Here is a 22,624-nt window from a genome sequence, read left to right as displayed (position 1 = left end):
GTCAGACGTCGGTGACCTCCAGGACCCGGGTGCGCGGCGCGTCGTCGCCGAGCGTGGCGCGCAGCGCGGCCCGCTCCGGGTCGGCCAGGAACGACTCGTAGCCGGCCCGGCCCGCGAACCGGATCACGTGCACCTCGCCGCTCCCGTCGCCGGTACGCAGCCGCCGCTCCAGCCGTCCGCCGTGCCGCCCGAGCAGGGTGAGCACGCTGTCCTCGTACCGTCGGCCCGGCTCGACCGCGCCGAACTCGACCAGCGCGACCAGTCGCACCACGCCGGCCGGGTCGTCGACCAGCGACTTCCAGAAGTGGTGGTCGACGTGGCCGCCGGGGATGCCGTCCCGGATCCCGGTGTCGGTGTAGCCGTGCCGACGGTAGAAGCCCGGCGCCTGGAACGAGAGGGACGAGACGGAGACCTCGGTGCAGCCGCGCCGTCGGGCCTCCTCCTCGGTGGCCCGCAGCAGTCGGCCGCCCCAGCCCTCGTGCCGGCGGTCGGCGCGCACCCAGAGCATGTTGATCCCGGCCCGGCCACCCCAGGTCCAGCCGGTCAGCCCGCCGACCAGCTCCCCGTCGGCGTCGACCACCCGCACCGACAGGCTGGCCTCGTCGTGCGCCCCGGTCGCCGCGTTGTTGAACGCGGTCAGCTCGCGTTCGAGCCGCGCGGAGAGTTCCGCGTCCTCGCCGCCGACCCGCAGGACCGTCTCGTGGTCACCCGTCGTCATGCGGCGGAGTATGGCAGCGCCCCGGAAGGCCGGGACAGCGCGTTTCCGTCAGGCGTCGAGGCCGACGGCCTTCGCGCTGGCCGTCCAGAGTCGGGCGGCGAGCCGGGGGTCGCTCGCCTTCGCCCGTGGCCGGGCCACCCGCCGGTCGGCGTAGTAGCCGCCGTCGACGAGCCGGGCCGGGTCCTGGTGGGCGAGCCAGACCAGCGTCTCCGCGCCCTTCTCCGGGCTGCGGAACGGCAGCATCCGCATGCCCAGGGCGACCAGCCGGCTGTCGCTGCCGAACCGGGTCCGCACCACGCCCGGGTGGAAGGAGTACGCCGGCACGTCCGGCCAGCGCCGGGCCGCCTCGGCGGTGAAGAGGATGTTCGCCTGCTTGCTGGTCCCGTACGCGCGCATCGGGCGGTAGCGGCGCAGCGACGAGTTGAGGTCGTCGGGGTCGACGGTGCCGCTGCGGTGCGCGGCGGAGGCGGTGACCACCATCCGTCCGATCCGGTCGGCGAGCAGGTTGCTCAGCAGGAACGGGGCCAGGTGGTTGGCCTGCATGCTCAGCTCGAACCCGTCGACGGTGGTGACCGGTTGCAGCACGATCGCGCCGGCGTTGTTGGCGAGCACGTCGATCCGGTCGTACGTCGCGCGCAGCTGCTCGGCGAGCCGGCGGACGTCGTCGAGGACCGCGAAGTCGGACCGGAACAGCTCCGGCCGCTCGCCGCAGGACTCGCGGACCCGGTCCCCGGCCGACTGGAGCCGGGCCGGGTCCCGGCCGACCAGCACCACCCGGTCGCCCCGGCGGGCGAGGTCGACGGCGGCGGCCAGGCCGATGCCGGAGCTGGCCCCGGTCACCACCACGGTCCGACGCCCAGTGAGATCTTCCACAGGTCCATTCACCCCGGTCACGGCACGAGGTTACCGTGTGGTCACTACGACCTTTGGGATCGTTAAGTCCCGTCTTTCATTCCAGGCGGCGTCGGCGTGCCCGCCGGACGCTGGAAGGAGCGCATCCATGGCCGCTGTCGGTCGCCCCCGCCGGTCCTGCCTCGCCGTGCCGGGTTCCAGCGTCAAGATGCTCGGCAAGGCCCAGGGCCTCCCCGCCGACCAGGTCTTCCTCGACCTGGAGGACGCGGTCGCCCCGCTGGCGAAGCCGGACGCCCGCAAGAACATCGTCGCCACGCTGAACGAGGGCGACTGGGCCGGCAAGACCCGGGTGGTCCGGGTCAACGACCTGACCACGCCGTGGACGTACCGGGACGTCATCGAGGTGGTCGAGGGTGCCGGCGCGAACCTGGACTGCATCATGCTGCCGAAGGTGCAGAACGCCGAGCAGGTGCACTGGCTGGACCTGCTGCTCACCCAGATCGAGAAGACCCTCGGCCTGGAGGTCGGCCGGATCGGCATCGAGGCGCAGATCGAGAACGCCGCCGGCCTGGTCAACGTCGACGCGATCGCCGGCGCCTCGCCGCGGGTGGAGACGATCATCTTCGGCCCGGCCGACTTCATGGCCTCGATCAACATGAAGTCGCTGGTGGTCGGCGCGCTGATCCCCGACTACCCGGGCGACCCCTACCACTACATCCTGATGCGGATCCTGATGGCCGCCCGGATGCACGACAAGCAGGCCATCGACGGCCCGTTCCTGCAGATCCGGGACGTCGACGCGTTCCGTGAGGTGGCGAAGCGCTCGGCGGCGCTGGGCTTCGACGGCAAGTGGGTGCTGCACCCGGGCCAGATCGACGCGGCGAACGAGGTCTACTCGCCGGCCCAGGCCGACTACGACCACGCCGAGCTGATCCTCGACGCGTACGACTTCTACACCTCGGAGGCGGGCGGCAAGCTCGGCGCGGTGATGCTCGGCGACGAGATGATCGACGAGGCGTCCCGGAAGATGGCGCTGGTCATCGCGGCCAAGGGCCGGGCGGCGGGGATGACCCGCACCTCCACCTTCACCCCGCCGGCGCAGTAGGCGGCCGGTGCGCTGTCGGGCCGTCCCGGTCGATCGGGACGGCCCGTTCGCGCGTCAGTAGCCGGGGTTGTCCCAGTTGGGGTTCGCCTCCTGGTTGGCGATCCAGACGAAGAAGATCACCAGCGCGATGGTCGCCAGCACCGCGATCACGGTGGCGAACCAGCCGACGATGATGCCGGCCGTGGCGAAGCCCTCGCCGCTCTCACCGCGCTCCCGGATCTGCTTGCGCGACACGTGGCCGAGGACCGCGCCGACCAGGCCGACGTAGCCGCCGAGGCCGTAGCCGCAGAGCCCGAGCGCGCCGACGATCGAGACGATCATCGCGGCGATGGCGAGGCCGTTCTGCGGCGGGGCCGGCCGGTAGCCCGGCGGGTACGCCGCGGGCGGGTAGCCGGCCACGGCGTACGGGTCGACCGTGGGCTGCGGTGACTCGAACGCGTAGCCGGCGTACGGGTCGGCCGACGTCGGCTGGCTCGGTATCGGGGCGCCCACGGCGAAGGCCGGGTCGGCCGGCGGCGTCGAGTGCGGGTCAGGTGCGTAAGGGTCCTGCCAACCACCGGACGGCGGGGGATAGCTCATCAGGTTCATCTCCGTTGGGTGCGGGTGCGCCGTCAGGGTAGCCAGGCAGGGGCAAATCGGAGCACCCCCTTTCCGGGTGCCGCGTTGCCCGGCGGGGTCCCAGCGGGCAGGATCTCGGCATGGCACTTGACGCGCGCGGCGGCCGATCGAGACGGGACGTGAGCCGTCCGGGGCTGGTCCGTCGGACCCGGGGCGCCGCCCCCACGGGCTCCGCCGAGACCGACCAGCCGACGCCGCTGGCCGAGCCGGTCACCATGCGGCTCGACGGCCGGGTCGCGCTGGTCACCGGGGCCGGCAGCGCGGACGGCATCGGGTACGCGACCGCCCGCCGCCTGGCCGACCTGGGCGCCCGGGTCGCCATCGTCTCCACCACCCGCCGGATCCACGAGCGGGCCGGGGAGCTGGGGGTGACCGGTTTCGTCGCCGACCTGACCGACGAGTCCGAGGTGGGCGCGCTGGCCGACGCGGTGGCCGACCAGCTCGGTGACGTCGAGGTGCTGGTCAACAACGCCGGCCTGGCCAGCCGGGCCAGCCCGGAGGTGCTGCGGCCGGTGGCCCAGCTCAGCTACGACGAGTGGCGCGGCGAGATCGACCGGAACCTGACCACCGCGTTCCTGTGCAGTCGGGCGTTCATCAGCGGGATGGCCGAGCGGGGCTGGGGCCGGATTGTCAACCTGGCGGCCACCGCCGGCCCGGTCAACGCGCTCCCCACCGAGGCCGCGTACGCGGCGGCGAAGGCGGGGGTGGTCGGGCTGACCCGGGCCCTGGCGATGGAGATGATCGCCGACGGGGTGACCGTCAACGCGGTCGCGCCCGGCACCATCTACACGGCGGCCTCGACGATGGCCGAGATCAAGCAGGGCCTCGGCACGCCGGTCGGCCGGCCGGGGACTCCCGACGAGGTGGCCGCGGCGATCGCCTTCCTCTGCTCGCCGGCCGCCTCCTACATCACCGGGCAGATGCTCGTGGTCGACGGCGGCAACAGCGTGCGGGAGGCGGAGTTCCGCTGAGCCTCAGCGGTAGGAGCCGCCCCCGTCGGAGTTCGCCCAGTACGCGAAGGCGATCCAGCCGCAGCAGGCGAGCAGCCCGAGCGCGGTGAAGACGTAGCTGAGGATCAGCCCCCAGGTGGCGAGCTGGTTCCCCTCCTCGCCGGTCTGCCGGATCTGCCGCTTGGCGAGGTGGCCGCAGACGATGCCGGCCGGGGCGAAGACGAACGCGAGCACCAGCGACAGGATGGCCAGCACGTTGGGGCCGCCACCCGGTCGGGGTCCCGGGCCGGGCGGCGGGCCGTACTGCCCGTAGGGCGGCTGCGGGGCGTACGACGGCTGCTGCCCGTAGGGCGCCTGTTCGCCCCACTGCCGCTGCTGCCCCTGGGGTGCCTGTTCGCCCCAGGGCGACTGCTGCCCCTGGGGCGCCTGTTCGCCCCACTGCGGCTGCTGCCCGTGGGTCGGCGGCTCGTACGGCGACGGTGGCTGTTCCGGCTCGCCGCCCGGTGGTTGGCTCACCCCTGCACCCCTTCCGTCCCAGCTCAACGGCCTGCTCTCTTGCGGACGCTACCCGCAGCGGTGAACCTTTTCACAGCGGTTGTGTGGACTGGTCACCTTGGCGCGGCAGGCCGGGGGACAGATACTGACCGAGCGTTCAGTTACCCACGAGTAATGCGCCGATCCCCCGGAGGCTGAGATGGCCCGACTCGCCCAGACGCCCGGCCTGACCGATGTGCAGCGGTCGATCCTGGAAACCGTCCGGGAGTTCGCGGACAAGGAGATCATCCCGCACGCCCAGCGGCTGGAGCACGCCGACGAGTACCCGACCGACATCCTCGACGGGATGCGCGAGATGGGACTCTTCGGCCTGACCATCGACGAGGAGTACGGCGGCCTCGGCGAGTCCCTGCTGACGTACGCCCTGGTGGTCGAGGAGCTCTCCCGGGGCTGGATGTCGATCTCCGGCATCGTCAACACCCACTTCATCGTCGCGTACCTGATCTCACAGCACGGCTCGGCGGAGCAGAAGTTCCGGCTGCTGCCGAGGATGGCCACCGGCGAGGTGCGCGGTGCCTTCTCGATGTCGGAACCGGAGTGCGGCTCGGACGTCTCGGCGATCAAGTCGAAGGCGGTCCGCGACGGCGACAACTACGTGCTCAACGGCCAGAAGATGTGGCTGACCAACGGGGCGTACTCGTCGGTGGTGGCGACCCTGGTCAAGACCGAAACCGGCGCCGACTCGGTCTACGGCAACATGAGCACCTTCCTGCTGGAGAAGGAGCCGGGCTTCGGCGAGACCGCGCCCGGCCTGACCATCCCCGGCAAGATCGACAAGATGGGTTACAAGGGCGTCGAGACCACCGAGATGGTCCTCGACGGGGTGACCGTGCCCGACTCGGCGGTCCTCGGCGGCGCCGACAAGGTCGGCCGTGGCTTCTATCAGATGATGGACGGGATCGAGGTCGGCCGGGTCAACGTGGCCGCCCGCGCCTGCGGCATCTCCATCCGCGCCTTCGAGCTGGCCGTCGCGTACGCCCAGCAGCGGAAGACCTTCGGCCAGCCGCTGACGAAGCACCAGGCCATCGCCTTCAAGCTCGCCGAGATGGGCACCAAGATCGAGGCCGCGCACGCGCTCATGGTCAACGCCGCCCGGCTCAAGGACGCCGGCCAGCGCAACGACGTCGAGGCCGGCATGGCCAAGCTGCTCGCCTCGGAGTACTGCGCCGAGGTCGTCCAGGAGGCGTTCCGCATCCACGGCGGCTACGGCTACTCCAAGGAGTACGAGATCGAGCGGCTGATGCGGGAGGCCCCGTTCCTGCTCATCGGCGAGGGCACCTCGGAGATCCAGAAGACCATCATCTCCCGCGGCCTCCTCAAGCAGTACAAGCTCTGACCCTGTTCTCCTGGTTGATCAAGAAGTTTGCGTCAGATCCGAGTGCTCGGCTGACGCAAACTTCTTGATCAACGCGACGGGCGGGGGCCGGTCAGGTTGGCGGCGGCGCGTTCGATGATGAGGCAGCGGTCCTCGACGTAGTCGATGTCGGCCTCCTCGGCGATCCTTCGTGCCTCCGCGGAGACGATGCCGAGCTGCAGCCAGACGGCGGGGGCGCCGATCGTCACCGCCTGGCGGACCACCTCCACGGCGTCGCGCGCCGGGCGGAACACGTCGACCAGGTCCACCGGGTGCGGGATGTCGGCCAGCGAGGCGTACGCCCGCTCACCGAAGAGTTCGTCCACCGTCGGGTTCACCGGGATGATCCGCCAGCCGTGGCGCTGCATCTCCAGGGGCACCCGGTGCGCGGCCTTGCCCGGGTCGCGGGACGCGCCCACGACGGCGATGACGGCGGAGTCGGCGAGGATCTGCTGGGCTGAACGCATCAACCGAGCCTAACCCCGCAGCCGGCGGCAGGTGCCCTGGCGCGGGAGAGGCGTTGCCACCGCCGCGCCGCACCGACGATTTCCGGCACGCCCGGAACGTGCGCGGGCCCGTCGACGGGTTTCGTCCTCAGAGGAGGGAGAGCTGCTCGGCGGCGGGCGGTGTGGACGCCTCCGGCAACCGCCGGTTGTCCCCGACCTCGCCCCGGTGCAGCCCGTGCCGGCGGGCCGCCATCCGCACCCGCGCCGTCACCTCCCGCTGGTACGCCTGCGGCGCGTACGCGCCCGCCTGATAGAGCCGGCGGTAGCGGGGGACCAGCTGCGGGAACTCCCGGGCCAGCCAGTGCGCGTACCACTCGCGGGCGCCGGGGCGCAGGTGCAGCGGCAGCGCGGTCACGCCGGCCGCCCCGGCGGCGGCGATCGCCGACACGGTGGCGTCGATCGACGCGTCGTCGTCGCTGAGCCCGGGCAGGATCGGCGCCATCAGCACGCCCACCTCGAAGCCGGCGTCGGCGAGCTGCCGCACCGCGTCGAGTCGGCGTCGCGGGCTGGGGGTGCCCGGCTCGACCGCCCGCCACAGCGCCTCGTCGACGAAGCCGACCGAGTAGGAGATGCCGACCCGGGTCGCCTCGGCGGCCTGGCGCAGCAGCGGCAGGTCGCGCAGGATCAAGGTGCCCTTGGTGAGGATCGAGAACGGGTTGGCGAAGTCGCGCAGCGCCTCGATGATCGGCGGCATCAGACGGTAGCGCCCCTCGGCGCGCTGGTAGCAGTCCACGTTGGTGCCCATCGCGACGTGCGCACCGCGCCAGCGCGGGGCGGCCAGCTCGCGCCGGACCAGCTCACCGGCGTTGACCTTGACAATCACCTTCCGGTCGAAGTCCTCACCGGCGTCCAGGTCGAGAAAGGTGTGGGTGTTCCTCGCGAAGCAGTTGTGACTGACGACCCCGTTGGCGATGAAGTCGCCCGTGCCGGTGGTGATGTCCCACAGGGGAAGCTCCAACCCGAGCGACTCGATGTCGACCACCCGCAGCTCGGACTGGCACTTCAGCGCCGCACCCTCAATGGTTCGCTTACGGGTGATGGCCGGATCGGTCATGTGGAAGAAGCGCAACCTGGCGGGAAGGCCGCCGGTCAGGCGGATCGACCGTACGCGGTCGGCACGGCCGGGATCCTCCAGCACCCAGTTGAACCCGAAACGGGTCAGCGCTGAGGCGGTCTGATCAAGCACGTCGTCATCGCTGTTACTGATCCGGAAGATGCCGCGGCTGCAACTTCCCTCGGCGTCGAAGATGCCGGCGAGGAAGCCGCTCGTCCAGTCGTCCGTGGGTTGCTCCGGCCATCGGATCACCTCGGTGATGGCCTGGATGTCGCACTGCCTGGAGGTGCGGATGGCGGTCATCGCACGTCTCGTGGCGCTCGCGGGGGTGACGGAGAAGCGCCGCGTGGTGATGCCCGCGTCGGCGAGGAACCGTTCGGTGCGTCCGAGCGCCTCGTCGTCGGCAAGGGCCAATCGGAACCGGTGCACCGTGCCGTAGGGGTACGAGTAGGTGCCGAGGTTGGCGTCGCCCCGGATCATCCCGCAGAGGTAGCCCCGCCGGTAGTCGGAAGAGCACTTCGGCGCAGCTTCGAAGCGGCCCGTGCCGATCAGTCTGTTCTTGGTGGTGAGGTAGGGACGCTCTTCCGCGCCGTACATCGCGCCGGTGACGAATTTCCAACCCCGGTCCGAGAGGAAGCGATGGTCGCCGCTGGCGATCAAGGTGGTGCCGTCGGCGAGCGTGATCCGATAGGCCGGCTTCATCGTCGACCACTTGTCGAGCACGGTGGTGACGACATAGCGACGGTAGGCACCTTGCCGTGCGGTCCCGTAGATCCGGTCGCCGGGCTCCAGTTCACTGATCGGCATGGTGCGGCCGTTCGCCATCAGGATCGGGGTGTCACCCGCCAGGCAGTAGACGCAGGCATGACTGCAGCCCCGGTACGGGTTGACCGTCCACTCGAACGGGACGCGGGACTCGCCGGGCACCCGATTGATGATCGATTTCGCCTGCACCTCGTAGAACGTCATGCCGGCGAAGCCGGGGGTGTCGAAGGTGCGGGCGACGGCGCCGGGGAGCGCCAGCGGCAGGGGTGGAGTCGCTGGCGCTGCCCCGTCGGGACGGCCCTCGTCCGGGGGAGCGGAGAGGTTGTCCCAGCGCATGGCCACTATTCGAACATGCGTACCAATGAAGCGCAAGTGACCCGCCGGACACCGGTCACCGGAGCGCCCGTGACGGGTGGAGGATGGGAGGCATGGAGACGTCCACCTTCGTCTACGACGGCGACTGCGCCTTCTGCAGCCGCTGCGCCGAGTTCATCGAGCGGCGGATCCCCACCGGCGCCCGGGTGCTGCCGTGGCAGTTCGCCGACCTGGCCGCGCTCGGCCTGACCGAGGCGGAGTGCGAGGAGGCGGTGCAGTGGGTCGGTGCGGACGGCTCCCGCGCCGCCGGCCCGGACGCGATCGCCAAGCTGCTCGGTGACAGCGGGCCGCTCTGGCGGGTCGCCGGCTCCGGGCTGCGCTTCCCGCCGGTCCGTGCCGCCGCCTGGCCGGCGTACCGCTGGGTGGCCCGCAACCGGCACCGCCTTCCCGGTGGCACCGCCGCCTGCTCGCTCCCGCAGGAGGCCCGGGAGCGCCTCTACGGTCCGACCGGCGGTCCCGCCGCCGGCTCCTGACCGGCAGCCGCCGGGTCAGGTGGTGGCCGGCCCCACCGCCGGCTCGGGACCGGCCAGCGGGGTCGGCGTCGCCGGGTCCTCGCCGGTGCGTGGCCGACCGCGGGTGAGCAGGCGTCGCGCGAGGACGACCGGACGGACCCGTTCCAGCGGCAGGAAGCTCGTCATCGCGACCAGGTGCGGGGCGAACGAGATGGTGATCGTCGCGATGGTCACCAGGTGGAACGAGTAGAAGAAGCCGACCATGGCCAGCCGCCACCGCTCGGGCAGCAGGAAGACCACCGGGCTGAGCAGTTCGAAGGCCAGGATGCCGAACTGGGCCACGATCAGCAGGTGCGGCACCTGGGCGATGACGTCGGCCAGGTCGGTGCCGCGCCGGATGATCGCGCGGGCCAGCACCGAGCCGGTCGCCCAGTCCAGGCCGCCGAAGCGGAACTTCGCCCAGGCGGCGAGGAAGTACGTGCAGATCACCGCGAGCTGGGTGACGCGGAGCGCCCAGCCCCCGGCCTCGGTGCGGGTCGGGTCGCCGTGCCGGGCGCGCCCGGCGGTGGGGAGCGCGGCGAGCGCAACCAGCAGCCCGAACCGGTCGTGGTCGACCTTCCCGTAGCTCATCGCGACGATCATCCACTCGAGGTAGAGCGCGAAGACCGCCCAGCCGAGCAGGCGCGGCGCGCGTCCGGTGGCGGCGAGCAGGGCGAGCAGCAGCAGGGCCCAGAAGATCACCCCGACCACCACCGGGGTGGGGGTCGGCAGCGGGAGCAGCCGGCCGATCAGCAGCGGCTGGTACAGCTCGCCGGGCACGGCGACCCGGCTGCGTACCCAGGGGGTGAAGACGAGCAGGTCCGCGGCGACGAAGAGATAGACCAGGGTACGGAAGGCGGCGATCCGCCCCCGGGGGACGGCCTCGGTCAGCCAGCCGGTCATCGGGTGGCCTGCCAGCGCACGGCGGTCTCGTCGGTCCACCGGCCGGTCGGGCGGCCGCCGCGGATGTCGTACCAGCGGATCACGATGCGGACCTCGACCAGGGCGGGCGCCGCCGGGTGGCGCTGGGCGTACGCGTCGGCGACCTGGCGCAGCAGAGCGGGGTCGGCGGTGTAGCGGGACTGCTGGCCCTCGATCTCGGCGCGGCGGATGCCGGTGGCGTCCTGGCCCAGGTCGACGAGCGTGCCGGTGCGGTCGACGCCCTCGACGCGGGTGTCCGGAGCGGGGGCGTCGGCGGGTTCGGAGGTGGAGTACATCCGGAACGGCCCGAACGGGAAGTCGTCGTCGGTGCCCCGGAGGGTGCCGGTGAGCAGCAGCGCGAGTCCGAGGGCGGTGGCGCCCAGCCGGACCGCGCGGCCCCGGGTGGTCAAGGTCTCCATCGGCTGGTGACGATACGGGATCGGGGCAGCCCCGGATGCCCTTCCGTCGTCCACTGCTCGCTGACCGTGTCGCTGTCGGGCATGGGCCGGGTGGCAGGGGAGGGTCGGTCGGAGACGACTCCGGCCGGGCCCCGGTCAGGGGCCCGGCCGGTGCCGGATCGCTGCTGCGTCAGTGCTTGTGCTCGTGGTCGGCCAACTTCTCCCGGACCTCTTCCATGTCGAGCTTCTCGACCTGCTCGATCAGGTTCTCCAGCGCGGACTCCGGCAGGGCGCCCGGCTGGGCGTAGACGATCACGCCGTCCTTGATCGCCATCACGGTCGGGATCGAGCGGATGTTGAACTTGGCGCCGAGTTCCTGCTGCGCCTCGGTGTCGACCTTGCCGAAGACGATCTCCGGGTGCTTCTCCGAGGAGCGCTCGTAGACCGGGGCGAACCGCTTGCACGGGCCGCACCAGTCGGCCCAGAAGTCGAGCAGCACGATGCCGTCGCGCTCGGTCACCTCGTCGAAGTTGGCCGTGGTCAGCTCAACCGTTGCCATTGCACTCTCCGATCAGCGCGGATTTCCTACGTCCACTGGAACCAGGGCGGGTGTCTTTGAATTCCCGCCGACTGGGGACCGAAACGCCGCGCGACGGTGCGGTGACGCTCCGAGCCATCGAGAAGAATCTCTCTTCCCCGCCGTGCGGAACGCAAGTGCACGCCGCATTTGCGTGACCCGACGTGATGGGAGCGTTTCCACGGACGTCGCCCCGCGTTCGTGCGGGAAGTTAGCAATTTGCCCATTGACAAGCACGTATCGGGCCTGCAGAGATCGCTCCCATGGTGGATCTCCGTGACGCTCCGTATTGTTACAAAAAGATAAATGTGACGTCGGTCTCTGTCCGTCCGGTGGCGGCGTACGGCAGAATCTGTCCCATCAGAGCGTGGGCGGCGGGTGCCGGGGAGGGCCCCGCCGCTCATTGCGTCTCCCCTCGGTTGTGGCCGGTGTGACATTTCCTCACCACCAGCGCCCCCGACATCGACTTAACAAGCGGTAAGGCATGCTGTGCCGAACTCCATCGCCGCCCGTCGGAGGGGACAAGGATGCAGTTCGGCCGCTACTACGAGGAGTTCGAGGTCGGCGCGGTCTACCGGCACTGGCCCGGCAAGACGGTCACCGAGTACGACGACCACCTCTTCTGCCTGCTCACCATGAACCACCATCCGCTGCACATGGACGCCCACTACGCCGAGACGGCGAGCCAGTTCAAGCGCAACGTGGTGGTCGGCAACTACATCTACTCGCTGCTGCTCGGCATGTCGGTGCCGGACGTCAGCGGCAAGGCGATCGCCAACCTGGAGATCGAGTCGCTGCGACACGTGGCCCCGACCTTCCACGGCGACACCATCTACGGCGAGACCACCGTGCTGGACAAGCGCGAGTCCGCCTCCAAGCCCGACCGGGGCGTGGTCGCCGTCGAGACCCGCGGCTACAACCAGGACGGCACGCTGGTCTGCGTGTTCCGCCGCAAGGTCATGGTCCCCAAGAAGGAGTACGCGGCCGCCGCCGTGCCCGACGGCGTCGACCCGGAGCGGCCGAGCTTCCCCGAGCCGCGCTGACCTCCCGTACGACCCAGGGGCCCCTTGCCCACCGCATCCGGTGGGGAAGGGGCCTCTCTGCGCTGCCCGGGGCTTATGCTGACGCCGGAGGTAGGTCCCATGAGCCACCCCGTCGCTCCAGAGCCGTCCCCTGTCGGGCGCCGTGCCGCACCGCTGACCACCGCCGTCTATTCCGCGGTCGAGTGGGACCTGCTGACCGACCTGCCGGGCCGGGTTCTCGTCGCCGCCGCCTCGCCCGGTCCCGGGCGACCGCCCCGGGGTGTCGCCGCCGGGCTCGCCGGCCTGGACGCGGTCGCCGCCGGCCGGGGCTTCGACAGCGATCTGGTCCGCGCCGTGGTCGCCGCCATCTATGCCCGGCACGACGGGACCGCCCCGCGCGACGAGCACCTCACCGACCTGGTCGACCTGCTGGCCGCCGCCCGGGCGGCGGTACGGGTGCTGCGCCGCCGGGCCGACCCGGCCGACTCGGCGGCGTACCGGCAGTGGGTGGAGTCGGTCGCCGTCCGGGTCTGCCGCGCCGCCCCCGGCGGCGAGCCCGCCCCGGCCGACCGGCGCTTCCTCGACCGGCTCGGCGGGGCGTTGGAGCTGCGCTGACCGGCGGGGTCGCGACGGCGGGGGCGGCACCGGGCCGTACCCTCTGGAAACCGTGACCGACGACCAGCTCGACGTGGGTGTGGGGCCGTGGCCCGGCGACCCGCCGGACGATCCGCGGTACGACCCGGAGCTGCTCGCCGGGGGCGACCGGCGCAACGTGGTCGACCGTTACCGCTACTGGCGGCAGGAGGCCGTGGTGGCCGACCTGGACCGGCGTCGGCACGACTTCCACGTGGCGATCGAGAACTGGCAGCACGACTTCAACATCGGCACGGTGGTGCGCAACGCCAACGCCTTCCTCGCCGCCGAGGTGCACATCGTCGGTCGGCGGCGGTGGAACCGGCGGGGCGCCATGGTGACCGACCGCTACCAGCACGTCCGGCACCACCCGACGATCGAGGAGTTCGTCGGCTGGGCGGCGGCGCGGCACCTGCCGGTGGTCGGTGTCGACAACCTGCCCGGCTCGAAGCCGCTGGAGAGCACCACCCTGCCGCGCCGCTGCGTGCTCCTGTTCGGTCAGGAGGGTCCGGGCCTGTCGGACCCCGCCCGCGCGGCCTGCGACCAGCTCATCTCCATCGCCCAGTACGGCTCCACCCGGTCGATCAACGCCGGGGTGGCCAGCGGCATCGCCATGCACGCCTGGATCCGGTCGCACGCCGGTCCACCGCCGGACTGACCCACCGCTGCGCGTCGCCCGGCCGACGCACGTCCCGGGTGTCAGTTCCGCCGGCCGGCGGAAATCCCACGCCGGTCCGGCCCGCTCCGCTTGACGGACCGGCGACGCGGGGTGACGGTGGGAAGGTGAGTGTCCTGGTGAGTTGTCCCAGATGCGCGGGACCGGTACGCGAGCCGGACCTGATGCACACCGAGTCCCGCTGCCTGCGCTGCGGTCCGGTGTCCCCGTTGCACGTGCCCGAGCACATCGGCGGCGACATCGTGGCGAGCGTGGTGGACCGGGTCGCCGCCGCCGCCGAGCCCCCCGACCGCCCCGGCATCCCCCTCTGGTGCCCCTGGCCGCTGCCGCCGGGCTGGACCCTGACCGGGGTGGCCTGGGCCGGCGACGAGCGGACCGGCGTACGCGCCACCGCGGTCGCCTGCGCCGGTCCCGCCCCGCTCGACGGTGGACCGGCGGATCTGCTGTTCGTCGCCGAGGAGCCGGGCGTCGGTCTCGGTTCCCGCTTCGCGGGACTGCCCGGACCCGACCCCGGGCCCGAGGTCGAGGAGGCGCTGGCGGATCCCGGCCCTGGTCACGCCGAGCGCGTACCGCACGCCAAGATCCGTGTGGGTGGTCATCCGACTCCACTGTGGCTGGTGAATTCTCCGACAGATCGAAGCGCGTACGCCGGCGAGGCTCGGGGAATGTGGCTCCATGCGATAGCCTGGCCGGCGAGTGCGGGTCACCTCCTCGCGGAAGACGTCGTCTTGCACGACCTCACCGAGTGGACTCCGCCCGAACTCGTGTACGGCGCACCGTCCCCGTATCTGCAGGGCCAGGCCTGACCGGTCTGACCTGCGGTGTCGGGGAACGGACGCAGATATTCACTGTACGACACCATGCTGATACCCTGGGTGCCGCTGCGGTAAATGGACCCGGCTCCGCGCGAGAGGATGGCCCGCTATGGTCAAGAAGGTCCTCACCTGGGCCGGCATCGCGTTCTTGATCTTCTTCGTTGCCTACCGGCCCAACTCCGCCGCGGACGTGTTCAAGTCCCTCGGCGGCGGCATCATGGACATCGCTCAGGGCTTCGGCGACTTCTTCACCAGCCTCGTCGCCTAACCGCTGATGGGCAGCCCCTCCGGTCCACCCTTCGATCCCGACGACCCCGACTGGGAACGCCGGGACACCGAGCCGATCCCCCGGATCGGGCCGGACGACGGCCCCGGCTACGGTGCCGGCCCGGGCCTGGGGGACGGCCCCTCCCTTTCGGACGACGCCGGCTACGGCGACGGCCCGGGATACGCCGGCGAGGGCCGCTCCGGTCGGGCCTGGATCCGCGACCCCGAGGGCGGCTACCAGCAGCCGCCGATCTCCGAGGACGAACTGGTCGGGCTGCGGGTCGACGCCCAGGGCATGGCACCCCGACGGGTGCTGCCGCTGGAGGACGAGCCGAGTTCCCTGGTGGCCCGCTACCTCTTCCCCACCGAGCGCTACCGGGGCGAGTGGAAACGGCACTGGATCCACCTCACCACCCCGATCATCGTCGGCATCGCGGCGACCTTCGTGCTCGGCTACCTCTCCGGCTTCCTCGCCGGGCGGGACGTCGGCGCGCTGACCACCATCGCGGTCCTGCTCTGGTTCGCCGTGATGGGCTGGGTCGCCTGGCGGGTCGCCGACTGGTGGTACGACCGCTTCATCCTCACCAACAAGCGGGTGATGGTGGTCAACGGCATCATCACCCGGCGGGTGGCGATGATGCCGCTGGTCCGCGTCACCGACATGAAATACGAGCAGACCCCGACCGGCCGGGCGCTCAACTACGGCACCTTCGTGCTGGAGTCGGCCGGCCAGGAGCAGGCGCTCCGCGAGATCAAGAATCTGCCCAACCCCAACGAGCTCTACCTGCGCGTCGTCGAGGAGATGTACGAGCCGCAGGCCGTCGAGGCGCGGTTGGGCAAGGAGGCGGACGAGGCCAAGGCCGACGACGGGGCGTGAAACTTTTCGTCCGAACATCGGATGAACAGCGCACCATTCGCCGTCGACCCGACCCCTCCCACCGTGGCAGCCTGCCATGGAGGACGGGGCGCGGAGGTGAGCGGTGGCGACCAGGGACCCCCTGGAGGAGGAGTTCCGCGAGTTCGTCGCGGCCCGCTCCGGTGCCCTGCTGCGCACCGCCTACCTGCTCGCCGGCGACTGGGCCACCGCCGAGGACCTGCTCCAGACCGCGCTGACCAAGACGTATCTGGCCTGGAAGCGGCTCGGTGGGATCGAGGCCATCGAGCCGTACGCCCGGCGGGTCCTGGTCAACACCTCGACGAGCTGGTGGCGGCGACGGTGGCACGGTGAACGCCCCACCGAGGTGCTGCCCGAGCGGGCCGGGGTCGACGAGATCGAGCAGCAGCTCGACCGGGACGCCCTCTGGCGGCACCTGAGCGCGCTGCCCGCCCGGCAGCGGGCCGTGCTGGTGCTCCGCTTCTATGAGGACCTCTCCGAGGCGCAGACCGCGGCCCTGCTGGACATCTCCCCGGGCACCGTGAAGAGCCAGACCTTCCGCGCCCTGGGCACGCTGCGCCGCCGGATGGGCTCCCAGGCCGCCCTCGGGTTGCCGGCCGAGCCCGAGCCGACCCCGGCACGTACACCGGCCCGGACCCGGCCGCCTCGGGCGACGACCGCGCCCACGGCCGCCCCGGCACCGGCCACGCCCGGCCCGGCGCCCGCCGGGTCCAGGACCACCCCGGCAGCCGCCCGCCCCGGCGTCGCTCCGACCGCTCCGACGTCCGATGCCGTCCCGGCGGTGCGTCCGGCCGCGCTGGCCGGTCGTCCGGGTGCCGCCCGGCCGACGAGCGGTGTGCCGGCGGAGACCCGATGAGCGGCCACGACAACCGGAGCGGCGGGCCGGAGCGTCCATTCCCGGTGAGCGATGACGAGCTGGCGCGGGCGTTGCGGGAGACCTTCGCCAGCCGGGTCGCCGTGCCGCGCCCGCTCACCGTCGACCCGGCCGGAGTGGCGCTCCGGCGGGCCAGGCGGACCGGCCGCCGACGCGCCCTGGCCGGGCTGGCCCTGGCCGGGATCGCCACCGTCGCGGTCACCACCGGCATGGCCCAGCTCGGTGACCGTCCGGGCCGGCAGGGCGTCCCCACCGTCGTGCTCGGCGATCCGCCCGAGCGGTCGGCGTCCCCGAGGCCCACCGCGTCCCCGTCGGGCCGCCCGGCGAGCGGGCCGCTGCGCGTCGAGGTCGACCTGATCGTCGACGCCACCCTGGAGACGACCGGCGGCGAACAGCGGCCCCTGCCGGGGGTGGACCCGGTGGACCGGGCGTTGCGGATCAGCGACCACGGCGGCTGGCTCGTCACCTCGGCCGCGACCGCGGCCGGTCGTACCCTCTGGTGGGTGCCGCCCGGTGACGGCGCCCCGCAGGTGGTCCTCGCCGCGGCGGACGCCGTCGCGCTGTCCCCGGACGGACGACAGGTCGCCTGGCGCGACGGCGGCGAGATCGCCACCGCCGGGGTGATCAGCGGGCAGTTGATCGCCCTGGTCCGGACGCCGGCCGCCGCCGACGCGGTGCCGGTCGGCTTCGCCGGCGACGCCGTCCTGGTCCGGCGGGCCGGGCAGGCCGGCTACAGCGTCTGGCGCCCGTCCGCCGGCCCGCTCCCCACCCGCGCCGAGCGCGGCGTGCTGAGCACCTACGGCACGCTCCCCGACGGGCGGGTGGTCGGTCAGGTCTCCGCCGGCACCCCCCGACGACCCTGTGTGGCGCTGCTCGACCCGACCCGCCAGCTCGCCCCGGTCCGTACCGGTTGCGGCCCCGATCTCGCCACCGACGGGCACGGCGGGGTCTCCGCCGACGGCCGGTGGCTGCTGGCCAACGGCAGCGGGAAACAGGGCGCCCTGCTCGTCGACCTGAACCAGCTCGGTGCCGACACCCGGGCCCGCGCCGCCGGCCCGGCGGTGACCGGGGCCGTGACCTGGACGAAGGGCGGTGCGGCGCTCTATGTCGACGACAAGGGCGGCCTGGTCCGGGTGCGGGTCGACCAGGTGGTGGCCGGGCATCCGGCGATCGCCGCGCCGCTGGCCGGTGGCACACCCGGCCGGCGCCCGGTCCTGGTCACCGACGTGACCTCGTGACCCGCCGCCGGGCCCACGCCGGGACCGCCGGGCGGCGACCCGGACCGGCCGGTTAGCGTCGGCGGATGAGCGCCGCCCGGATCGACCTGCACGCCCACTCCACCGCCAGCGACGGCACGCTGAGCCCGGCCGAGCTGGTCCGGGCCGCCGCCGGGGCGGGGCTGGACGTCGTCGCGATCACCGACCATGACAGCACCGCCGGCTGGGCGGACGCGGTGGCCGCCCTCCCGCCCGGGCTCAGCCTGGTCCGCGGCGCCGAGATCTCCTGCCGCTGGTACGGGGTGGAACCGGCGATCCCGCTGCACCTGCTCGCGTACCTGTTCGACCCGGCCGAGCCGGAGCTGGCCGCCGAACTGGCCCGGGTCCGACTCGCCCGGGAGGTGCGCGGCGAGCAGATCGTCCGCCTGCTCCAGGCCGACGGGATCGCGGTGAGCTGGTCGGAGATCCTGGCCGGCGCGGCCGGCGGCACGGTCGGTCGGCCGCACATCGCCCAGGCGCTGATCCGGGCCGGGCTGGTGGCCACCACCACCGAGGCGTTCGGGCCGCAGTGGCTGGGGGAGCGCTACCGCCTGCCCAAGGACGACATCGACGTGTTCCGGGCGGTCGCCCTGGTCCGGGCGGCCGGCGGGGTGCCGGTCTTCGCCCACCCACGGGCCAGCCGGCGCGGGCGGATCGTGCCGGACGAGCTGATCGTCGAGCTGGCCGCGGCCGGGCTCGCCGGGCTGGAGGCCGACCACGAGGACCACTCGCCGGCCGAGCGCGCCCACGTCCGCGCCCTCGCCGCCGACCTCGACCTGCTGGTCACCGGGTCATCGGACTTCCACGGCACGCACAAGACGGTCCGACTCGGCGCGCACACCACCGACCCCGAGGCGTACGAGCGGATCGTCGCGGCTGCCGGCGGGGTGACCCCGGTCGCTTCCGGCTGATCCGCCGCGGCGGCGCGGCTACCGTGGCCGCGTGGATCTGAAGCTGTTCGGCGAGGTCTTCGTGACCCTGCTGGTGATCGTCGACCCGCCGGGCATGATGCCGATCTTCCTCGCGCTCACCGGACCGTTGCCGGCCCGCGACCGGAACCGCGCCGCGTGGCAGGCGGTGGCGCTGGCGCTCGGGGTGATCGTGATCTTCGCGGTGGCCGGCCGGACGATCCTCGCCTACCTGCACGTCGACCTGCCCGCGTTGCAGGCCGCCGGCGGGCTGCTGCTGATCCTCGTCGCCCTGGAACTGCTGACCGGCAAGGCCGACGACCCCGGTCAGCAGGTCACCTCCAACATCGCCCTGGTGCCGCTGGGCACCCCGCTGCTGGCCGGGCCGGGCGCGATCGTCGCCACCATGCTCTTCGTCCAGCAGGCCGGCGGCCTCGGGGACTACACCGCCATCGCCGCCGCGATCGTCGCGGTGATGGTCGCGGTCTGGGTCGTGCTGCGCTTCTCCGGCGTCATCGTCAAGATCCTCCGGCCGGGCGGCATCGAGGTGCTGACCCGGATCGCCGGTCTGCTGCTGGCCGCCATCGCGGTGCAGCTCATCGCGGACGCGATCGCCGCCTTCGTCACCCAGTACCTCGCCGTCGGCTGACCGCCCGGCCCGCCGCCGTCGGGCTGTCGTACCGGGGTGGCAGGATCTCAGGCGTGCGACGAGCCTCCTCCACCGGACGATCCGGCGGCCGGCCGCCCCGGCCCCGCGCCGAGCAGACCGAGCAGCTCGGCTTCGAGGGCATGCCGGAGCGGCTCTTCGTCTGCACCCCCAGCAAGCTCGGGGCGTACGCGGACTGCCCCCGCCGCTACCGCTACTCCTACGTCGACCGGCCCGCGCCGCCCAAGGGCCCGCCGTGGGCGCACAACTCGCTCGGCGCCAGCGTGCACACCGCGCTGAAGAACTGGTATGCGCTCGACCCCGAGCGTCGCCGGCCCGAGGTGCTGCCCCGGCTGCTCAAGGGCACCTGGGTGCGGGAGGGCTACCGCGACGACGAGCAGGAGCGGGCGGCCTACGGTCGGGCGCTGGCCTGGCTGGAGTCGTACGTCGCCGGGCTGGATCCCGCGGACGAGCCGGTCGGGGTGGAGCGGGTGGTCGCCGTCAAGACCGGGGTGCTCGCCTTCAACGGCCGCGCCGACCGGATCGACTCCCGACCCGGCCCCGACGGGCCCGAGCTGGTCATCGTCGACTACAAGACCGGCCGCACCGGGCTCGACGCCGACGACGCGCGCGGCTCCCAGGCGCTGGCCCTCTACGCGTACGCGGCCGAGCGGGTGTTCCGCCGGCCCTGCCGCCGGGTCGAGCTGCACCACCTGCCCACCGGCACGGTCGCCGGGCACGACCACACCGTCGAGTCGCTGGCCCGGCAGCTCACCCGGGCCGAGGAGACCGCCCGGGACATCATGGCCGCCGAACGGGCGGTCGCCGACGGCACCGACCCGGACGAGGCCTTCCCGACCACCCCCGGTCCCCGCTGCGGCTGGTGCGACTACCGCCGCACCTGCCCGACCGGCGCACAGGCACCCGGCAAGGAGCCCTGGGCGGCGGTGGAACGCGTCGCTGAGCCGACCGTCGGCGAGAACTGACCGGGCCGACCGTCAGGCGGCCGAGGCGGCGTGCCGTGCCGCACGCTCCTTGGCGGTCTGCTGCAACGGCCCCTCCCGGTAGCGGCGCGGCAGCGCCGTCAGGGCGAGCCGCAGCGCCCGGACGCTCAGGTCCGCCGAGAGCTCCGTGGTGGGCAGGCCCAGGCCGCCGTACAACCGGCGGGCCCACGGCGGCAGCAGGGCGATCGCGGTGCCGGCGATCCCGAGGTACGCCCACCGGGGCGGCCCGAGGTGCAGGCCCAGCTTGACCGGCAGGCTCAGCTTCCACGGGATCGGCGGCGCGGTGAGGAAGAGAGCGGTCTCCGCCGCCTCCTTCGTCATCCGCAGGTCACCGCGGACCCGCCGGTAGTAGTCGTCCACCTCGGCGGCGGTGCCCGGCACGTCCGCCGGGTCGAGGCCGACCAGGGCGGCCGCCCGGCGCTGCTCGGTGTAGTAGCCGTCGACCTCGGCGTCGGTCAGCGCGAGGCCGGCCCGGCGGGCGGTGCTGACGAACGACTCCACCTCGGTGACGTGCACCCAGCGCAGCAGTTCCGGGTCGTCGACCCGGAACTCCTCGCCGGTGAACGGGTCGGTGGCCCGGAGCCGGGCGTGCAGCGTACGCAGCCGACGCCCGGCCGCCTCGGCCTCGGCGGTGGTGCCGTAGATGGTCGTCGCCACGTAGGTGGCGGTCCGCAGCAGGCGGCCCCAGGCGTCGCTGCGGTAGCTGCTGTTCTGCGCCACCCCGGCCATCGCCCGGGGATGCAGTGCCTGGAGGTAGAGCGAGCGCAGGCCGGCAACGATCAGGATCGGCTCCTCGTGCACCTTCCACGTGACCGATCCCGGACCGAACAGGCCGAGGTCATCGGAGTCCACCGGCCAAGAGTGCCACGCGCCGGGCCGGTCCGCCCCGGTGCGGGACGCCGGCGGCGGTCAGTCGTCGGCGCAGCGGCGGGCCCGGCAGGCGGGGCAGAGCCCCCAGAAGGTCACTTCCGCCTCGTCGATCTCGAAGCCCTGCGCGCTGCTCGGATCCAGGCAGGGCGCGCTGCCGGTGGCGCAGTCGACGTCCGCGATCTCGCCGCAGCCCCGGCAGACCACGTGGTGGTGGTTGTCGCCGGTGCGGGCCTCGTACCGGGCGGGACTGCCGGCCGGCTCGATCCGGCGGGACAGGCCGGCCCGGGAGAGCGCGCCGAGGACGTCGTAAACCGCCTGGGTGGAGACCGAGTCGAGCCGCTCCCGCACCCGGCGGATGATCTCGTCGACCTCCAGGTGGCCCCCGGCGGCGAGCACGTCCAGCACCGCCAGGCGCGGTCGGGTGACCCGTAGGCCCCTCGACCGGAGCAGCTCCGCACCACTGGACATGACGGTAATGACAGCACGGACCCGTCGGGGCGGTCGGCGGGCCGGGATCGTGGGTGGCCCGGACCACAGCCCGCCGCCAGCAGGTGAACCGGGACGACGGCCGGTGCGTGTGTCGATGTGACGAAGGGCGCAGGACGGTCATCTCCGTCGTACGCTGATCGCCCGCGGTACCCGTCCACTCGCCGGAGGTGTCGGTGTTCAGGGAAGTAAATGGTCTGCCGGGGCACATCCTCGTCATCCACGCGGCGGTGGTGCTGGTGCCGCTGCTGGCGCTGCTCTCCGTCGCGTACGGCGTGCTGCCCCGCTGGCGCACCCGGTTCGGGTGGGCGGTGGCCGCCCTCTCGGTGCTGACGCCGATCGTGGCCTGGGTGTCGACGGAGTCCGGTGAGGCGCTGGAGGAGGCGCTCGAGAAGCGCGGCTACCCGCCGGAGGGCCTGCAGAAGATCCACGAGCACTCCGAGTACGGCGAGACCCTGCTCTGGCTGGTGGTCGGCCTCGCCGTGGCGTCCCTGGTGCTGCTGGCGGTGACCAGCGGCCACGAGCGGGTCCGCCGGCTGCCCACCTGGCTGCCCTGGGCGCTGACCGCAGTGGTCGCCGTGCTGGCGGTCTTCGCGCTGGTGTACGTCTATCTGACCGGCGACAGCGGCGCCAAGATGGTCTGGAGCAACATCGTCTGACGGCGGCGGACCCGGCCGCTCAGAAGATCACCCGTGAGCAGAGCAGGCAGATCAGGATCACCAGCACGACCCCGGCCACCGCGCCGACGCCGTAGGTGAGCCGTTGCGCCTGCTGCTCCGCGGTGTCGACGGCCGCCATGTCCTGCGGCGGCAGGTGCCGGGGCGGCGGCAGTCGCAGTTGCACCGGTGGACGCCAGCCGGGCGGTGGCGGGACGGTCCGGGGCGGCCCGGCGTATCCCGGTCCGGCCGGGCCGGGCGCCCGGGTCGCGTCACCGGGGGCGTCGTCCGGTCGCTCCGTCGGCGGCTGGTCCGGGGCGGGGCGTCGCCAGAAGGCGTCCTCGGGGCTGGCACCGCTGGGCGTCGTCACGCCGACC

At 72.8% G+C, this 22,624-nt stretch carries 28 protein-coding genes; 16 read left to right on the top strand and 12 right to left on the bottom strand.

Annotated features, from left to right (window positions below):
• Nucleotide 1: 1 nt before the first annotated feature.
• Both ABUL08_RS20180 and ABUL08_RS20175 read right to left on the bottom strand, forming a co-directional pair.
• Complete coding sequence (locus ABUL08_RS20180; RefSeq protein WP_350931491.1) at nt 2–718, bottom strand: GNAT family N-acetyltransferase; 717 nt, start codon at nt 716–718, stop codon at nt 2–4.
• Nucleotides 719–766: 48 nt separating this feature from the next.
• Nucleotides 767–1,591: an SDR family NAD(P)-dependent oxidoreductase gene (locus ABUL08_RS20175; protein WP_350931490.1), complete on the bottom strand. Its 825-nt coding sequence runs from the start codon at nt 1,589–1,591 to the stop codon at nt 767–769.
• A gap of 127 nt (nt 1,592–1,718) precedes the next feature.
• On the opposite strand from ABUL08_RS20175, the gene ABUL08_RS20170 reads away from it, so the two are divergent.
• The gene (locus tag ABUL08_RS20170) at nt 1,719–2,675 is read left to right on the top strand and encodes an HpcH/HpaI aldolase/citrate lyase family protein (protein WP_350931489.1); all 957 of its coding nucleotides are present in this window, start codon (nt 1,719–1,721) and stop codon (nt 2,673–2,675) included.
• A gap of 54 nt (nt 2,676–2,729) precedes the next feature.
• On the opposite strand, the gene ABUL08_RS20165 is transcribed toward ABUL08_RS20170, so the two are convergent.
• Nucleotides 2,730–3,254, bottom strand: coding sequence for a DUF4190 domain-containing protein (locus ABUL08_RS20165; RefSeq protein ID WP_350931488.1), 525 nt, complete (start codon nt 3,252–3,254; stop codon nt 2,730–2,732).
• Between the two features lie 119 nt (nt 3,255–3,373).
• Here ABUL08_RS20165 and ABUL08_RS20160 point away from each other — a divergent pair, with 119 nt between their 5' ends.
• A complete protein-coding gene (locus tag ABUL08_RS20160; RefSeq protein WP_350931486.1) occupies nt 3,374–4,264 on the top strand; it encodes an SDR family NAD(P)-dependent oxidoreductase in 891 nt (296 codons plus the stop codon).
• 3 nt (nt 4,265–4,267) lie between these two features.
• On the opposite strand, the gene ABUL08_RS20155 is transcribed toward ABUL08_RS20160, so the two are convergent.
• Nucleotides 4,268–4,759 carry a DUF4190 domain-containing protein gene (locus ABUL08_RS20155; RefSeq protein ID WP_350931485.1) on the bottom strand — a complete coding sequence of 164 codons (492 nt, stop codon included), beginning with the start codon at nt 4,757–4,759 and terminating at the stop codon, nt 4,268–4,270.
• 178 nt (nt 4,760–4,937) lie between these two features.
• On the opposite strand from ABUL08_RS20155, the gene ABUL08_RS20150 reads away from it, so the two are divergent.
• Nucleotides 4,938–6,134 carry an acyl-CoA dehydrogenase family protein gene (locus ABUL08_RS20150; RefSeq protein WP_350931484.1) on the top strand — a complete coding sequence of 399 codons (1,197 nt, stop codon included), beginning with the start codon at nt 4,938–4,940 and terminating at the stop codon, nt 6,132–6,134.
• Between the two features lie 68 nt (nt 6,135–6,202).
• Here the strand turns inward: ABUL08_RS20150 and ABUL08_RS20145 are convergent, their stop codons facing one another.
• Nucleotides 6,203–6,619 (bottom strand): CoA-binding protein, encoded by a 417-nt coding sequence (locus tag ABUL08_RS20145; RefSeq protein WP_350931483.1) that lies wholly within the window; start codon nt 6,617–6,619, stop codon nt 6,203–6,205.
• A gap of 127 nt (nt 6,620–6,746) precedes the next feature.
• Nucleotides 6,747–8,813 (bottom strand): intein-containing Rv2578c family radical SAM protein, encoded by a 2,067-nt coding sequence (locus ABUL08_RS20140; protein WP_350931481.1) that lies wholly within the window; start codon nt 8,811–8,813, stop codon nt 6,747–6,749.
• Nucleotides 8,814–8,905: 92 nt separating this feature from the next.
• On the opposite strand from ABUL08_RS20140, the gene ABUL08_RS20135 reads away from it, so the two are divergent.
• The gene (locus tag ABUL08_RS20135; RefSeq protein WP_350931480.1) at nt 8,906–9,325 is read left to right on the top strand and encodes a thiol-disulfide oxidoreductase DCC family protein; all 420 of its coding nucleotides are present in this window, start codon (nt 8,906–8,908) and stop codon (nt 9,323–9,325) included.
• 15 nt (nt 9,326–9,340) lie between these two features.
• Here the strand turns inward: ABUL08_RS20135 and ABUL08_RS20130 are convergent, their stop codons facing one another.
• The 3 genes from ABUL08_RS20130 to trxA all read right to left on the bottom strand — a co-directional run bounded on the left by ABUL08_RS20130 (nt 9,341) and on the right by trxA (nt 11,221).
• The gene (locus ABUL08_RS20130) at nt 9,341–10,246 is read right to left on the bottom strand and encodes an MFS transporter permease (RefSeq protein ID WP_350931479.1); all 906 of its coding nucleotides are present in this window, start codon (nt 10,244–10,246) and stop codon (nt 9,341–9,343) included.
• Nucleotides 10,243–10,683: a hypothetical protein gene (locus ABUL08_RS20125; protein WP_350931478.1), complete on the bottom strand. Its 441-nt coding sequence runs from the start codon at nt 10,681–10,683 to the stop codon at nt 10,243–10,245. Before ABUL08_RS20125 ends, ABUL08_RS20130 begins: the two co-directional genes overlap by 4 nt.
• 169 nt (nt 10,684–10,852) lie before the next feature.
• Nucleotides 10,853–11,221 carry a thioredoxin gene (gene trxA, locus ABUL08_RS20120; protein ID WP_350931477.1) on the bottom strand — a complete coding sequence of 123 codons (369 nt, stop codon included), beginning with the start codon at nt 11,219–11,221 and terminating at the stop codon, nt 10,853–10,855.
• Nucleotides 11,222–11,766: 545 nt separating this feature from the next.
• Here trxA and ABUL08_RS20115 point away from each other — a divergent pair.
• The 11 genes from ABUL08_RS20115 to ABUL08_RS20065 all read left to right on the top strand — a co-directional run bounded on the left by ABUL08_RS20115 (nt 11,767) and on the right by ABUL08_RS20065 (nt 20,217).
• Complete coding sequence (locus tag ABUL08_RS20115; protein ID WP_242796585.1) at nt 11,767–12,282, top strand: MaoC family dehydratase; 516 nt, start codon at nt 11,767–11,769, stop codon at nt 12,280–12,282.
• 99 nt (nt 12,283–12,381) lie between these two features.
• Nucleotides 12,382–12,876 (top strand): hypothetical protein, encoded by a 495-nt coding sequence (locus ABUL08_RS20110; protein ID WP_350931476.1) that lies wholly within the window; start codon nt 12,382–12,384, stop codon nt 12,874–12,876.
• A gap of 52 nt (nt 12,877–12,928) precedes the next feature.
• Nucleotides 12,929–13,552, top strand: a complete 624-nt coding sequence (locus tag ABUL08_RS20105) for a TrmH family RNA methyltransferase (protein WP_350931475.1) — start codon at nt 12,929–12,931, stop codon at nt 13,550–13,552.
• Nucleotides 13,553–13,689: 137 nt separating this feature from the next.
• Nucleotides 13,690–14,376, top strand: coding sequence for a DUF6758 family protein (locus ABUL08_RS20100; RefSeq protein WP_350931474.1), 687 nt, complete (start codon nt 13,690–13,692; stop codon nt 14,374–14,376).
• Nucleotides 14,377–14,494: 118 nt separating this feature from the next.
• Nucleotides 14,495–14,653 carry a hypothetical protein gene (locus ABUL08_RS20095; protein ID WP_007455302.1) on the top strand — a complete coding sequence of 53 codons (159 nt, stop codon included), beginning with the start codon at nt 14,495–14,497 and terminating at the stop codon, nt 14,651–14,653.
• Nucleotides 14,654–14,659: 6 nt separating this feature from the next.
• Complete coding sequence (locus tag ABUL08_RS20090) at nt 14,660–15,529, top strand: PH domain-containing protein (RefSeq protein ID WP_350931473.1); 870 nt, start codon at nt 14,660–14,662, stop codon at nt 15,527–15,529.
• 103 nt (nt 15,530–15,632) lie between these two features.
• Nucleotides 15,633–16,403, top strand: a complete 771-nt coding sequence (locus ABUL08_RS20085; protein WP_350931472.1) for a SigE family RNA polymerase sigma factor — start codon at nt 15,633–15,635, stop codon at nt 16,401–16,403.
• 44 nt (nt 16,404–16,447) lie between these two features.
• On the top strand, nt 16,448–17,659 hold the full coding sequence (locus ABUL08_RS20080) for a TolB-like translocation protein (protein WP_350931470.1): 1,212 nt from the start codon (nt 16,448–16,450) through the stop codon (nt 17,657–17,659).
• 65 nt (nt 17,660–17,724) lie between these two features.
• Nucleotides 17,725–18,588, top strand: a complete 864-nt coding sequence (locus ABUL08_RS20075) for a PHP domain-containing protein (protein ID WP_350931469.1) — start codon at nt 17,725–17,727, stop codon at nt 18,586–18,588.
• A 31-nt stretch (nt 18,589–18,619) separates the two neighbouring features.
• A complete protein-coding gene (locus ABUL08_RS20070; protein ID WP_350931468.1) occupies nt 18,620–19,234 on the top strand; it encodes a MarC family protein in 615 nt (204 codons plus the stop codon).
• Nucleotides 19,235–19,287: 53 nt separating this feature from the next.
• Entirely contained in the window at nt 19,288–20,217 is a 930-nt protein-coding gene (locus ABUL08_RS20065) for a RecB family exonuclease (protein ID WP_377522370.1), read from the top strand.
• Between the two features lie 12 nt (nt 20,218–20,229).
• Here ABUL08_RS20065 and ABUL08_RS20060 read toward each other — a convergent pair whose 3' ends face one another.
• Nucleotides 20,230–21,087: an oxygenase MpaB family protein gene (locus ABUL08_RS20060; protein WP_350931467.1), complete on the bottom strand. Its 858-nt coding sequence runs from the start codon at nt 21,085–21,087 to the stop codon at nt 20,230–20,232.
• A 57-nt stretch (nt 21,088–21,144) separates the two neighbouring features.
• Nucleotides 21,145–21,573 (bottom strand): Fur family transcriptional regulator, encoded by a 429-nt coding sequence (locus ABUL08_RS20055; protein WP_350931466.1) that lies wholly within the window; start codon nt 21,571–21,573, stop codon nt 21,145–21,147.
• A 194-nt stretch (nt 21,574–21,767) separates the two neighbouring features.
• Here ABUL08_RS20055 and ABUL08_RS20050 point away from each other — a divergent pair, with 194 nt between their 5' ends.
• Nucleotides 21,768–22,250 (top strand): DUF2231 domain-containing protein, encoded by a 483-nt coding sequence (locus ABUL08_RS20050; RefSeq protein WP_350931465.1) that lies wholly within the window; start codon nt 21,768–21,770, stop codon nt 22,248–22,250.
• 19 nt (nt 22,251–22,269) lie between these two features.
• Here ABUL08_RS20050 and ABUL08_RS20045 read toward each other — a convergent pair whose 3' ends face one another.
• Nucleotides 22,270–22,617, bottom strand: a complete 348-nt coding sequence (locus ABUL08_RS20045; RefSeq protein WP_350931464.1) for a hypothetical protein — start codon at nt 22,615–22,617, stop codon at nt 22,270–22,272.
• Nucleotides 22,618–22,624 lie beyond the last annotated feature (7 nt).

It is taken from the genome of Micromonospora sp. CCTCC AA 2012012 (assembly GCF_040499845.1).
Taxonomy (GTDB): Bacteria; Actinomycetota; Actinomycetes; order Mycobacteriales; family Micromonosporaceae; genus Micromonospora; species Micromonospora mangrovi.
This window is presented reverse-complemented; position numbering and strand designations above follow the sequence as displayed.